This window comes from Cricetibacter osteomyelitidis (assembly GCF_004340985.1).
Classification (GTDB): Bacteria; Pseudomonadota; Gammaproteobacteria; order Enterobacterales; family Pasteurellaceae; genus Cricetibacter; species Cricetibacter osteomyelitidis.
Genome location: NZ_SLYB01000031.1, coordinates 17227 through 30784, shown reverse-complemented (window position 1 = coordinate 30784; position 13558 = coordinate 17227). Strand labels below are relative to the sequence as shown.

Genomic DNA, 13558 nt, shown 5'->3' with positions numbered 1-13558 from the left:
GAGTTGCGGTTTTTTTGTTTTTTAAGGTGTGTTGGTCGAGTAAAATTTTTGAAAATACACACCGCACTTTAAAGGCTATTTTAAGTTCTTTTTAACATTGCCCGTAAATTTGCAATATTCACCGTGGTTTTTTGTTGTTTTTGAGCTTCGGTTAGCGGTGGTTTGTCTCGTTCCCATAATAAATTATCTTGCGGTAGTTCCAGCAAGAAACGGCTGGGCTCGAGATGGATCTGATGGAGTTTTTCTTCTGGAAATCTAAACCGCTAATTAATGGTATAAATTATGCATGCACTGAAAAGAAACGAAAATAGCTGATATTAAAATTAATTTAAAATGATAAGAGCAAGCTAAAAGTTACAAAGAATGGCACGCCCTAAAGGATTCGAACCTTTGACCTACGGCTTAGAAGGCCGTTGCTCTATCCAGCTGAGCTAAGGGCGCATTTCAAATGGATATTTGAGAAGTATAAAAAGAAATGGTCGGCGAGATAGGATTTGAACCTACGACCCACTGGTCCCAAACCAGTTGCGCTACCAAGCTGCGCTACTCGCCGATATTTTCGTTGAATTATAAAGAGGATTTTTTTTCAGTCAATCTTTTTTTCTGATTTTAAGATTGACTGATTAAATTTGTGGCAATTAGTCGTGATGGTGTTTAAATAGTTGCAGCCAATTCCAGTAACCATAAATGGAATTGCATAAATACATCATATACATCACTAATAGCGGTAAACTGGTTTCACCGTTTTTCACATACATAGCAAACCATAGAGAAATGGTCAGTATGTTTACGATAATCCACAATGCCCATTGTTCACGATAGCGAAGTACCATAAGAATTTGAGCCACAATGGAAACCACAACGGTTACACCGTCTAAATAGGGTAATTCACTGCCAAGATGATGCAATAGCTCAATATAAGCGTAAGTGCCGAAAAATGCGGTTAGAATGACGATAATCCATTGCTGAATATTTAAGGATTTGGCGATCACTTCCTCTGTACCGGCTGTGTTTACCGTATTATCCGTGGTCATATGGCGACGCCACATATAAAAGCCGATAAATTGCACAGGCACATACACGAGCAAGTTTAGCATCATTTCGCCATAAAGCTTATAAGTATAAGAAACATAAGCATATAACGATACGCTGATAAAGCCGAAAAAATAGTTACTGATTTTTCCCTTGCCCACAAAGACCACACAAAGAATACCGGTAATCGCGGCAATGGTGGAAACCCATGAATCCGGTTGAATAAAAAAGATCACCGCTTGAATAGCTAAGAAAAGCAGTAACCAAGTGGCTTCAAATTTTGTCCAACCGCTAAATAATTCTTTTTTCAAATTGTCTAACATAATTGTTTCTCTTATGAAGAAAAAGGAAATTTTCGAGATTTTTACACTGCACTTTGTTTATGTCAAGGATAAATTACATTTTATTCAAAATAATTTTATTAAGTAGAAACAATGTAGCATATTTATGATTATCTTTTTGGCTTAATCTTGGGTAAAATACGACCCCAATTTTTATAATAATCAGAGTTTTTTTATGTCATTTGCAATCGGTCAACGCTGGATCAGTGAAAGTGAAAATAATTTAGGTCTTGGCATTATTACGGCGGTGAATGCCCGTACGGTGAGTATTCATTTTCCCGCATCCGATGAACAACGGATTTACGCCTTAGCTTCCGCTCCACTCACTAGAGTGCTATTTCAACAAAAGGATCAAGTTACTCATCAAGACGGCTGGCAAGCGACAGTGATTGATGTAATAGAAAATAATGACGTGGCATTGTATTTGGTAAAACGCAATGATACTCAAGCTGATGTCGTGCTGAAAGAAGTTGATTTAGCCCATCAGATCACCTTCAGCAAACCGCAAGAGCGGTTATTTTCAGCTCAAATTGATCGCAGTGATCGCTTTGCTGTGCGTTATCAGGCGTTGCAACATCAACAAGCACAATTTCAATCCCCCTTGCGTGGTTTACGGGGGATTCGTGCGGGATTGATTCCGCATCAGTTACATATTGCTAAAGAAGTGGGACAACGCATCAATCCCCGTGTGCTATTGGCCGATGAAGTGGGATTGGGGAAGACCATTGAAGCGGGAATGATTTTACAACAGCAACTGTTTGCGGGCAGAGTGGAACGGGTATTAGTGATCGTGCCGGAAACCCTGCAACATCAATGGCTAGTGGAAATGCTTCGCCGTTTTAATTTACATTTTTCGTTATTTGATGAAGATCGTAGTCAGGATTTTTCTGCTACGGAAGATGAAGTGGAACGCAATCCTTTTGACAGTGAAAACCTGATTATTTGTTCACTGGATTGGCTGATGTCGCAACCGAAACGAACCAATCAGTTATTAGCCACGGATTTTGATATGCTGATTGTAGACGAAGCCCATCATTTGGAATGGAGCGAACAGCAAGTCAGTCCGCATTATCAATTGGTAGCACAGCTTTCTGCAAAAATTCCGTCCGTGTTATTGCTCACCGCTACACCGGAGCAATTGGGCCAAGCAGGACATTTCGCCCGTTTGAGTTTATTGGATGCGGATCGTTTTTATGATTATTCTGCTTTTGTGCAAGAACAACAGCATTATCAACCTGTTGTCGATGCCGTCACAACCTTATTAAATGACAAACCGTTAAGTGCGGTGGAAAAAAACAGCATTTTGGCGTTATTGACAGAGCAGGATACAGAACTGCTATTCTGCGTGATTAATTCTGAAGCTTCTGCAGAACAACGCACCTTGGCACGGCAGAAATTGATCAATCATTTAATTGACCGTCACGGTACGAGTCGCGTGCTGTTTCGAAATACACGCCAAGGGGTGAAAGGTTTTCCGCATCGAATTTATCACCAAGTCACCTTGGAAATGCCATCGCAATATCGTAATGCACAGAAGATGTTGACTTTATTCGACGAAAGTTCCGCACAGGATTTATTTTATCCGGAACGGATTTTTCAACAAATGAACCCAAATGCTTGTTGGTGGGAGTTTGATCCCCGCTTGGAATGGCTGATCACTTTCTTGAAAAAACATCGCAACGAAAAAGTGCTGGTGATTTGCCATTATGCGAATACGGCGATTCAGCTGGAGCAAGCTTTACGGGAAAAAGAAGCCATTCGCAGTGCAGTGTTCCACGAGAAAATGTCCGTTGTAGAACGGGATCGGGCAGCGGCCTATTTTGCTCAACAGGAAAACGGAGCCCAGGTATTGCTGAGCTCCAGTATCGGTTCGGAAGGACGCAATTTCCAATTCGCTCACCGTTTGGTGCTGCTCAATTTGCCGGATAATCCGGATTTGCTGGAACAATGTATCGGGCGGTTGGATCGCATCGGACAAACCCGTGATATTCAAATTTATGCGCCTTGTTTTGCCGATTCTCCGCAAGTGTTGTTGGCTAAATGGTATCACGACGGCTTAAATGCATTTGAAGAAACCTGTCCGATGGGTACGGCGATTTTTGCTAAGTGCGGTGAAAAATTACAAAAATTTTTACAAAATCCGACCGCACTTGATGATGAAAATATGGCGGATTTTGAGGCTTTTGTGACGGACACCCGCAAATTACAGAAACAACTTAAAACTGAATTGGAACAAGGGCGGGATCGTTTATTGGAGCTTAATTCCAATGGCGGAGAATCCGCTCAACAGCTGGCCGATGAAATCCAACAACAAGACAGCTCACCGGAGCTGGTGAATTTTGCTTTGAATGTGTTTGATATTATCGGCGTGGAACAAGATGATTTGGGCGAAAACGCCATTGTAATTACACCGACCGGTCATATGCTGGTGCCGGATTTTCCGGGGTTGAAAGAAGAAGGCATCACCGTAACCTTTGACCGTCAACTAGCGTTGGCAAGGGAAGAATTAGAGTTTCTCACTTGGGATCACCCGATAATCAGCAATGGTATTGATCTCATCACATCGGGCGATATCGGCAAAAGTGCGGTGAGTTTATTGATCAATAAATCTTTACCCGCAGGCACATTATTATTGGAATTAATTTATATGGTGGAAGCGCAAGTTCCGAAAGACCTGCAACTGACCCGTTTTCTACCGCCGACACCAGTACGGATTTTGCTGGATAACAAAGGCAATGATTTGGCATCACAGGTTTCTTTTAAAGGATTGGAAAAACAACTGAAGCCGGTGAATAAAAATATGGCGAATAAAATAGTGAAAATGGTTCGCCCAATTGTCGAAAAATTGCTCGTAATCGGTGACGCTAAAATCGCACAACAGGCTCAAATTATTATTGCTGATGCCAAAGTGCAGGCGAAACAGGTCTTGTCTGCGGAATTAAACCGTTTAAATGCCTTGCGTGCGGTGAATAAAAATATCCGTCAAGATGAAATTGATGTATTGGAACAACGACAAATCCAATCGCTGGAACAGCTCAACCACGCCAACTGGCGGTTAGATAGCCTGCGGGTGATTGTGAGCAATAGTGCGTAAAATACGGGCGTATATCAAAATTTAAAAAAATGCACCGCACTTTCTGGTGTAATAGACAAAAATGTGGTTAAAGCCTTATACTACAAGCCTTTAACCACACTTTTTGGAGCTTATACAATAATTTGTGTAAATACCTGTATCTGACTACTATCTCAGAAACAAGTAAATCACACTATACACCAGTGGCTTAGAAACGCTTATCGAAGCCTAAAAACGCATCTTAATACGTTGTTTACTTATCAGACCTATCCGGAACTTAATATTCCAAAAACATCTAATAAAATTGAAGGCTGTTTCGCTCATTTGAAGTAAAAATTGCGTTCACACTATGAGTTATCAAAGGTTCAAAAGCAGAAAATAATTGATGATATTTTAGGCGTTTAGGTTGAAAAAGATGATTAAAATTGATTATGTTTTGGTCATTACGTTTGTCCTTTATACCAAATTTTACTTTCTTTAAATAATAAAATAGGTAAAATATCGTACATAGTTCTATAATGTAAATATTTATCAATTCTAATGAAGAAAATTTTTTATTTTGTACTTTATCTTAAAAAGATAATAATCTCCTGCAGAGCAGAGCAGAGCAGAGCAGAGCAGAGCAGAGCAGAGCAGTACTAATATCCTCATCTTCATATAAAAAGCACACCCTAGTAAGTGGATAGAAATTTTATATCCGCTTACTAGGGTGTGCTTGTTTTTTACGCATATACCCTATTTGGTGTAATGGACAAAAATCCCACATTTTTGTCTATTACACCCCCTATTTTAAGTAAAAAACCTATATGGAGGATATATGAAGAAAAAAATACTATTATTAAGTATTTCTCTCGCATTGACGGCTTGTTCTGTGCCACGTGGTGCCGATCAACCGCTTGAAAACTGGCATAATTTAGAGCAGGCTTCTTTTAGTACCAATCAATTAAAAGAAAACCAAGCTCTCGCTGTATTTTATCGTCAAGACAATATTCACGGAGCATCAGCTAATGTATATGTAGATGGTGTTTACCAAACATCATTGATGCCGAATGCATTTAGTGCAGTACCTGTATGTGCAAACAAACATACATTTTCAACTTCTTTTGTAAACAATGCAAAATTTGGCAACCGTACTGATGGTATTACCCCAATTTTAGCCACACAAACTGTTTCTTATTACAAGCTCGTACAAGAAACTAACGGACGTTTAAGTTTTGTACCTGTGAATGAAGATGTTGCTAAAGCAGAAATTGCAACGTTACCAAAACAAAGTAACACTCTTTCTCGTGTTATCACATCAGACCAATGCCAGCCACCTGTTGTATTAGCCGTAGAGTCATTAGATACGAATGCACTTTTCAAATTTGATGGCTATAACGCAAATCAAATTGTCGCAGATGGACTTGATCGCATTCACAATTTCGCGCAAAAAGTGAAAGAAATGGAATATGTGGACAATATTACTGTAAATGGACATACAGACCCTGTTGGTTCAGAGAGTTACAATCTTAAACTTTCCCAACGCCGAGCAGAAACAGTAAAAAATTTATTGCAACAAGCGGGCGTTTCCCACCCAATCAAAGCAATGGGGTATGGCAAGAAAGAACTTCTCGTCACAAATTGTAGTGCCTTAAAAGGTCAAGCTAAAACAAAATGTAATGCCCCTAATCGCCGAGTCGATATTGCGGTTTATGGTGGTAAAACGGTTAATCAATAATAAGGTTTAAAAAGAATGACAGTTACAGTTAAAGTATTAAATGCAAAGAAAGAGATTGCTTCGCATAAAGTTGAGAAAAATCAATCAATTACAATTAATGCGACTGATAAGTCAAATTATCAAATTATCAACGATGAAACAGGCTTTGCTCCACAGAATATTATTGCTAAACGTGTAGGTAAAGATCTACAAATTACACTCGAAGATGGCAACTTAACGCCAGATATCGTGATTCAAAACTACTACGGTGAAGGTAATCCGGAAGAAGTGACTAACCTTATCGTTGGTCAGCATGAAAATGGCAAAACCTATGCTTATGTACCAGAATCAGGCGAAAAATCAGATGCGGTAAGTATGCTTGATGATGCGGACGCGGCGTCACAATCCTTAGGTGGCGATGAATTAGCTAGCCCATTCTGGGTATTTAGCCCGTGGTGGTTATTAGCTTTAGTGCCATTAGCAGCAGGAATTGCCATTGCAGCAAGCCATAACAGTAGTAGTGGCGATGCTGCTAAAGATACCACCGCTGATGCTCCAACTGTAGCTCCATCAAAAACAGATGGCTCAGTTACAGTTACTTCGGGAACGGACAACAAGAAAGTAGAAATCACGTTTACAGGCGAAGATAACCAGTCTAAAACTGTTACAGCAACGAAAGGTGCAGATGGTACTTGGACATTAGACGATCCAAATAACACAGGAGCAACTATTGATCCGAAAACGGGTGTGATCACTATTCCACAAGATAGTGTGAAAGATGGCTCTGAAGTAACCGCGAAGGGAACGGATGGTAATGGCAATACAGAAAATGCTAAAGGAACTGCTGGCACGGATAGCATAGAAAAAGCCGACCAACCAACAGCAATCTTGGTAGAAAAAGGCGGCAACAAAACAGGTGGCGTAACGGTAACACCGAACCCAACTAACAAAGGTGTTGAGATAACGTACACTGATGAGAACGACCAACCACAAACCATCACGGCGACTAAAGGCGATGATGGCACTTGGACATTGGATAAAACCCCAACAGGTGTGAGCATTAATCCAAATACAGGTGAAATCACCTTCACCCCAGATGCGGTTAAAGACGACAGCAAAGTGGAAGTGAAAGGTACGGAACCGGGCAAAAAACCATCAGATCCAGTGGAAGTAACAACCCCACCGTATGATGATACGGACGGCGATGGCAAACCGGATAGCGACACACCGGATGACAAAGTGCCAGCGGATAAAGAGAAAGATACCGACGACGACAACGACGGAGTAAATAACGCAGACGAAAAAGCCAACGGTACCGATCCGAAAAATACCGACAGCGATGGTGACGGTACGCCAGACGGTGAAGAAGACACCGACGGCGACGGCATTAAAGATGGTGATGAGTCAGATGATGACAGTACAGGCATTACCGACAAAGATGGCAATGGCATTCCTGACTTGAAAGACCCAGCGACCTTGACGGTTGATTTGGAAAACAACATTACGCACGAAAATGTGGCGAGAGCACTGATTACGGGTACAAGCACACAGCTGCCAGAAGGTACAGTGATTTCAATCACGATTACCGACAAAAATGGTAAAGAAGTGAAAGCGACGGCGACAGTAGGCAAAGATGGCAAGTACAGCGCGACAGCGGACTTATCAAGTTTAGCGGATGGTGCAGTAACGGCGGTAGCGATAGCGAACGACGGTAAAGTGGAAGCGACGGATGAGAGCCCGAACACACTTGATAAAACTGTTCCACTTGAAAATGCCGACCAACCAACGATTGAGTTAGCAGAAAAAGGCGGCCACAAAACAGGTGGTGTCACAGTAACACCGAACCCAACTAACAAAGGTGTTGAGATAACGTACACTGATGAGAACGACCAACCACAAACCATCACAGCGACTAAAGGCGATGATGGCACTTGGACATTGGATAAAACCCCAACAGGTGTGAGCATTAATCCAAATACAGGTGAAATCACCTTCACCCCAGATGCGGTTAAAGACGACAGCAAAGTGGAAGTGAAAGGTACGGAACCGGGCAAAAAACCATCAGATCCAGTGGAAGTAACAACCCCACCGTATGATGATACGGACGGCGATGGCAAACCGGATAGTGACACACCGGATGACAAAGTGCCAGCGGATAAAGAGAAAGATACCGACGACGACAACGACGGAGTAAATAACGCAGACGAAAAAGCCAACGGTACCGATCCGAAAAATACCGACAGCGATGGTGACGGTACGCCAGACGGTGAAGAAGACACCGACGGCGACGGCATTAAAGATGGTGATGAGTCAGATGATGACAGTACAGGCATTACCGACAAAGATGGCAATGGCATTCCTGACTTGAAAGACCCAGCGACCTTGACGGTTGATTTGGAAAACAACATCACGCACGAAAATGTGGCGAAAGCACCAATTAGCGGTACGAGCACACAGCTGCCTGCAAACACCGAGATCACGATAACGATTACCGACAAAGAAGGTAAAGCAGTAACCGTAACAGCGACGACGGATGACAAAGGCAACTACAGCACGACAGCGGACTTATCAGGTTTAGCGGACGGCACAGTAACGGCGGTAGCGACAGCGAACGAGGGTAAAGTTCGTGCGGAAGATAAGAGCCCGAACACACTTGACACTTCTGCGGACGAGCCGACAGTAACGCCAGCAACCGATAATGGTTCAGTGGAAGTTACCCCGGGTGGTGACAACGAGAAAGTTGAAATTACCTTCACGGACGAAGATAACCAACCGAAGACGGTTACAGCGACCAAACAACCAGATGGTACTTGGAAGTTAGATACCCCTGATGACACGGGGGCAACCGTTAAAGATGGCAAAGTTATCATTCCACAAGACAGCGTGAAAGACGGTTCTGACGTAACAGCGAAAGGTACGGACGACAAAGGCAACATAGCGACAGATACAGACAAAGCAGGTACAGACAGCAAAGATGCGGGTGTTGACGACAAAGATACGGACGGCGACGGCAAGTCAAACGGCGTAGTAACCATGACCCCAGTTGATGAAGGTAATGCACTTGTTACAACGGTGAAATTAACCAACAACAACGGAAACGATGCGTTGCCATTTAGCCGTAGCGGGACGGCAGAGGATGCGGACTTAGGTGAACTGAAGTTTAGCAATGGCGTAACGCTAAATTCAGATGGTAAAACATTGAAAGTACCAGCGGGCGTGAAAGAGTTCACGATTACGACACCAACGATTGAGGATAACAAAACCGAAGGTAACGAGACCGTGAAATACACCGTAGGTGGTGTTGAGGGTAATGAAGCGACGATTAACGATACGTCAAAATCTACCCCAGCAACCAGCATTACCAAAATTACGCTTGGCGATAATTTCACCGATGACTTTGGTGTAAACGACGTGCGAACAGAAGGGGCAGACATCACGACTAACTACTATAACGGCAATGATTCCAAATATGTCGGTGATGTGAAGAGCGGTTCAGGCAATGCGGCCATCAGCCTAGATACAGGCTTAACCAATGACGCAACGCCAACGCTTAACTTCACGCTTGATAAACCATTGGCGGACAACCAAACCGTCGAGTTAAAACGTTATACCTTAATCAACGGCGAACGTGGCAACACAGAAGACTTAACCGGCAAATTGGTGGCTCCAACCGATAAGCAAAACTACACGCTAACGGATGACCTAGCCGAAACTTATGGTACAGACTATGAGTATGAGCTCGTTCTGAAAACCGATGGTAAAGAAACCGTAACTAAAACGCATCAATTCCGTTTAGATACAATGGTTGAGTCAATGGAAGTGAGCGAATTTAAAGTTGATACCAAATCCAATAGTGCGACCATTGTGTTTAAAGCAACGGGCAACTCTGAAATCAACTCAACACTCACTGCGAAATATCCAGTGGGTGGCGGCAATATGCAAGAGGCCGCCGCGGTTTATAACGAAACCGACGGCACTTACACGCTCACACTCACAAACTACGATCGTTACAACACCGCGGGCGTTACCTTAACCACCGTGGATGCGGCGGGTAATGTGAATACCCAACACGTAGTGGCATTGCGTAATTTGTTTACTGAGTTAAGCACCGAACAAGGTCCAAACCCAGCTAATAAAGACGCTTATGATGATGGCTTGATTACCACGCTTATTGCAAACAAAAAACAAGCCGCCAATACCGCAAGCGCAGCAGATGGTGGCTTAGTGGCAACAGACGGTAACGACACCATTATTATCGGTTTAGAGCAATTTGGTGGTTTTGGTGTAGGCAACGGTGCGATTGGTGCTTCAGCAAGTGATACCAATAATAAAGCACCGTTTAAAGTCGATACTGGCGCAGGCGATGACTTTATCCAAGTGCGTGGTGATCTGCAAAGTTTCAAAGGCGGTACTTTTAAAATGGGAGCTGGCAATGACAAACTGGTGATTAGTGGTGGAATGGTTGTGGGTGAATACGCCTTTGATCTTGGCGAAGGCAACAACCTACTTCGTGTCAATAAATCCGTAGTAAATGCTTTAACATTAAGTGTTAATGCAGGTGCGGGGAATGACAGCCTATACTTTGGCGATAACTGGGACGGCAAAAAAACTGTTGAGCTTGGTGATGGTAACAACAGCATTTATGTGGGCGGTTATATCGCAGGGGCTCAAGAGAGTTCAATTCACTTCGGTAAAGATGACGACAGTTTAGTCGTAACAGGGAATGTCAATGCTCCAAATACGACCATCGACTTCAAAGGCGGAAATAACTACCTTAAAGTCGGGGAGGATCTGATTAGCACGACAATCAATGCCGTTGAAGGTGACAGTGACAGTATCGGCAATAACAACTTTAACATTGCAGATGATTTCACCAACAGCAAAATTATTTCCGGTTCAGGCAATGATGTGGTTACCGTAGGCAACCATATCGAAGGGGCATCGTCAAGCATTTCGCTGGGCGCAGGCGATGACACATTAACGGTGAAATTGCTTGGAAATGCAGGTACTCTCGCTGCTGCACCGCAGATTGATATGGGCGAAGGCAACGACAGCGTGAGTATTACCGACCAATTCACTCGTGGTGTGGTAAACCTTGGCGCCGGAGATGACACCATTAGCGTAGAGAAATTCTTTACTTCATCAGGTAAGAAAGACACCCTTTATGTTGATGGTGGCGACGGCAACGATACCTTAGTGCTGAAAGGTGCTAATGCCGAAGTTTCCAGCCAACGTTTCGGCAACATTGAAACCATTGATTTAACGGCAAACACCAAACAAACTCTCACATTGCGCATTGATGATTTGTTATCAGACAATTCAAAAGAAACCACCGTATTAGGTGGAAAAGAAGACTCTGTGAAACTTGAGGGTAAAGGTAATTGGGCACAAACTGGCTCAAAAGAAGTTGATGGTGTTACCTTCTATGAATACACCCATAACAACGGTGGCACGGTTACCGATGAAAAAGTGTTTATTCAGGAAGGAATACAGATTCTCTAAATTTATTTAGAAGTCTGTTGCAAAGCTCTCTCCATTGCAAAATGGAGGGAGCATTATCCATATAGAATACCAGCATCATTTTGATGGCGCTGATCTTTTCATTCATTTGTATCATTAATAAGCGACCAGTTTTTAAAACAAAATGACCCGTTAGATGATATTGATCTATGAGAGAGCTTATCTGGCTAACTGATATATCAATGTTATTTCAACGCATTATTCGCTCGCTGTAAAACACCGTCAAAATTGATTGCACTTTTGTGTGATTAGGGAGATGAGACGATGTTAATTACAGACTAAAAATATAATTGAAGCACTAAAGACAACAATGAAAAAAACGTTTTCAAAAACGCTCTTAACTGCCTTGCTATGTAGTTTATGTTTTTCACCACTTGCCGGTGCGAAAGTAAAGCTAAAAAGTATTATTCAAAAAAACATGGTGGACGATCCTATTCTTGATGAAGCCCAAGCTAATATCGCAATGGCACAAAGCCAAACCAAAGTTTCCGAGGCAGGGCATTGCCTGTGGTAGCCGTGACGGGGACATCGGTGATTAATCAATATCAGCGTGATACTAGCGACCGCCGCTTCAGGACTGGGCATTAACGCACGCTTGAACTTATATGTGTGGGGCGGGATTGAAGCCGAGATTGAACGCGATCGGCACAAAGAAGGCTACTATCAACATAAATTGGTTGAAACCCGTGAATTAATGGGGTAACGCATTGGGCAACTTTATCTTACCGCCTTGCGAGCAAAAGAAAGCATAGCCGTTTATTGAGAAAGCATTGCATGGCACGATAAAATTTTGAAAGAACTCAATGTGGTTGTGCAATATGACAGCGGCCACCAGTCGGATGTAAACGAAGCCCTTTCTCGCCGTCATCAAGTGGCATACAAATGGCAGAAGTAATCGTCCATAACGACTTTCGCGATGCTGCTTTGCTGTATCTCGTCTCCCAAGCCAGAATTACTCACTGGGTTGGACGATAAAGTGCGGTCGAATTTTGCAATATTTTTACAACGAATACACTTATGAAATCCATTATTGAACATTTAACCCTTGAATAATAACGTGTAAATTTTGGAAAAACACACCGCACTTTTAACTCGTACGCTGACATACGGAGCGTCACGGATACGTTTTAGCTGCTATTTTTGAGCGGCGGGATTTAAATAATTCAGTGATTGTTTGATATTCTTCTTTTTTGAGATTGAGCGATTTGAATAATTCAACGATAGTCGGATAGTCTTCTTTGTCACAAAATTCAGGCAAAAATATGAGTGCTTTTTCTGCTAATGTGATTACCACTTTTTCATCATTGGCTTCAATAGATTTAATTTGATCATAAGGAATGACTAGTTTTTCAGAAAAACTACTTTGTTTCATCTCAATGCGATCGTCTTTGAATGCAATGGCCGGCACTTGGCTTGCGGAAAGTTCACGAAAGGCTACACCACCTAATAGAAATGTATAAAAAATTGACACTTTGCCGTAAAGTGCTGCAAATAAAGCTAATACTGCACCGGCAGTGGCAAAAAGACCAAGAAACTGCCGGCTATCTGATTTAAAAAATTCTTTCTTTAAAGTAATGTCTGACATTTTATTTATTCGGCAATACCTGCTTTCCGGCGGTTGATTTGCTCAATGGTTTTCACTGCACCAAATACACCAAGCAATCCGATTGGGGTAAAAATTGCACAGCTGATAATAATCAATACACAACCTGATTTTTTACCTGTGACATTGAATAAAACCGCTCCAGCAGCACCGATGCCCCAGATAATAAACATAATAGGCATAAACATTTCGCTGATTTCATTGAATTCCGGTGCTGAGATCAGCAATAAAACCACGTTGATTGCCAAGCTAATATAAACGAGCGAATGTAATTTTACTTTTGAATTCATGCT

At 42.3% G+C, this 13558-nt stretch carries 8 protein-coding genes, 2 tRNA genes and 1 pseudogene; 5 read left to right on the top strand and 6 right to left on the bottom strand.

Features of this window, described 5'->3' with window-relative positions; translation table 11 throughout:
• Positions 1-80 precede the first annotated feature (80 nt).
• From EDC44_RS11090 to pnuC, 4 genes and pseudogenes are all read right to left on the bottom strand, one after another.
• Positions 81-221 (bottom strand): annotated as a pseudogene (locus EDC44_RS11090) (3'-5' exonuclease); the annotation flags it as partial.
• 143 nt (positions 222-364) lie between these two features.
• A tRNA-Arg gene (locus EDC44_RS11085) sits at positions 365-441 on the bottom strand.
• A 35-nt stretch (positions 442-476) separates the two neighbouring features.
• A tRNA-Pro gene (locus EDC44_RS11080) sits at positions 477-553 on the bottom strand.
• A gap of 85 nt (positions 554-638) precedes the next feature.
• On the bottom strand, positions 639-1355 hold the full coding sequence (pnuC, locus tag EDC44_RS11075) for a nicotinamide riboside transporter PnuC (protein WP_131978857.1): 717 nt from the start codon (positions 1353-1355) through the stop codon (positions 639-641).
• Positions 1356-1548: 193 nt separating this feature from the next.
• On the opposite strand from pnuC, the gene rapA reads away from it, so the two are divergent.
• From rapA to EDC44_RS13025, 5 genes are all read left to right on the top strand, one after another.
• Positions 1549-4467: an RNA polymerase-associated protein RapA gene (gene rapA / locus EDC44_RS11070; protein WP_131978854.1), complete on the top strand. Its 2919-nt coding sequence runs from the start codon at positions 1549-1551 to the stop codon at positions 4465-4467.
• 796 nt (positions 4468-5263) lie between these two features.
• The gene (locus EDC44_RS11065; protein ID WP_131978852.1) at positions 5264-6163 is read left to right on the top strand and encodes an OmpA family protein; all 900 of its coding nucleotides are present in this window, start codon (positions 5264-5266) and stop codon (positions 6161-6163) included.
• 15 nt (positions 6164-6178) lie between these two features.
• Positions 6179-11644: a hypothetical protein gene (locus EDC44_RS11060; RefSeq protein ID WP_131978850.1), complete on the top strand. Its 5466-nt coding sequence runs from the start codon at positions 6179-6181 to the stop codon at positions 11642-11644.
• Between the two features lie 328 nt (positions 11645-11972).
• Positions 11973-12176: a hypothetical protein gene (locus tag EDC44_RS11055; RefSeq protein ID WP_131978848.1), complete on the top strand. Its 204-nt coding sequence runs from the start codon at positions 11973-11975 to the stop codon at positions 12174-12176.
• A 36-nt stretch (positions 12177-12212) separates the two neighbouring features.
• Positions 12213-12365 carry a hypothetical protein gene (locus EDC44_RS13025; RefSeq protein ID WP_165870261.1) on the top strand — a complete coding sequence of 51 codons (153 nt, stop codon included), beginning with the start codon at positions 12213-12215 and terminating at the stop codon, positions 12363-12365.
• 411 nt (positions 12366-12776) lie between these two features.
• Here EDC44_RS13025 and EDC44_RS11050 read toward each other — a convergent pair whose 3' ends face one another.
• Complete coding sequence (locus EDC44_RS11050) at positions 12777-13247, bottom strand: hypothetical protein (protein WP_131978846.1); 471 nt, start codon at positions 13245-13247, stop codon at positions 12777-12779.
• A 5-nt stretch (positions 13248-13252) separates the two neighbouring features.
• Positions 13253-13555: a hypothetical protein gene (locus EDC44_RS11045; protein WP_131978844.1), complete on the bottom strand. Its 303-nt coding sequence runs from the start codon at positions 13553-13555 to the stop codon at positions 13253-13255.
• Between the last annotated feature and the right edge of the window lie 3 nt (positions 13556-13558).

Bases quoted from the DNA above. Each gene is read 5' to 3' on its own strand.
- pnuC (WP_131978857.1), bottom strand. From the start codon at position 1,355: ATGTTAGACAATTTGAAAAAAGAATTATTTAGCGGTTGGACAAAATTT.
- rapA (WP_131978854.1), top strand. From the start codon at position 1,549: ATGTCATTTGCAATCGGTCAACGCTGGATCAGTGAAAGTGAAAATAAT.
- EDC44_RS11065 (WP_131978852.1), top strand. From the start codon at position 5,264: ATGAAGAAAAAAATACTATTATTAAGTATTTCTCTCGCATTGACGGCT.
- EDC44_RS11060 (WP_131978850.1), top strand. From the start codon at position 6,179: ATGACAGTTACAGTTAAAGTATTAAATGCAAAGAAAGAGATTGCTTCG.
- EDC44_RS11055 (WP_131978848.1), top strand. From the start codon at position 11,973: ATGAAAAAAACGTTTTCAAAAACGCTCTTAACTGCCTTGCTATGTAGT.
- EDC44_RS11050 (WP_131978846.1), bottom strand. From the start codon at position 13,247: ATGTCAGACATTACTTTAAAGAAAGAATTTTTTAAATCAGATAGCCGG.
- EDC44_RS11045 (WP_131978844.1), bottom strand. From the start codon at position 13,555: ATGAATTCAAAAGTAAAATTACATTCGCTCGTTTATATTAGCTTGGCA.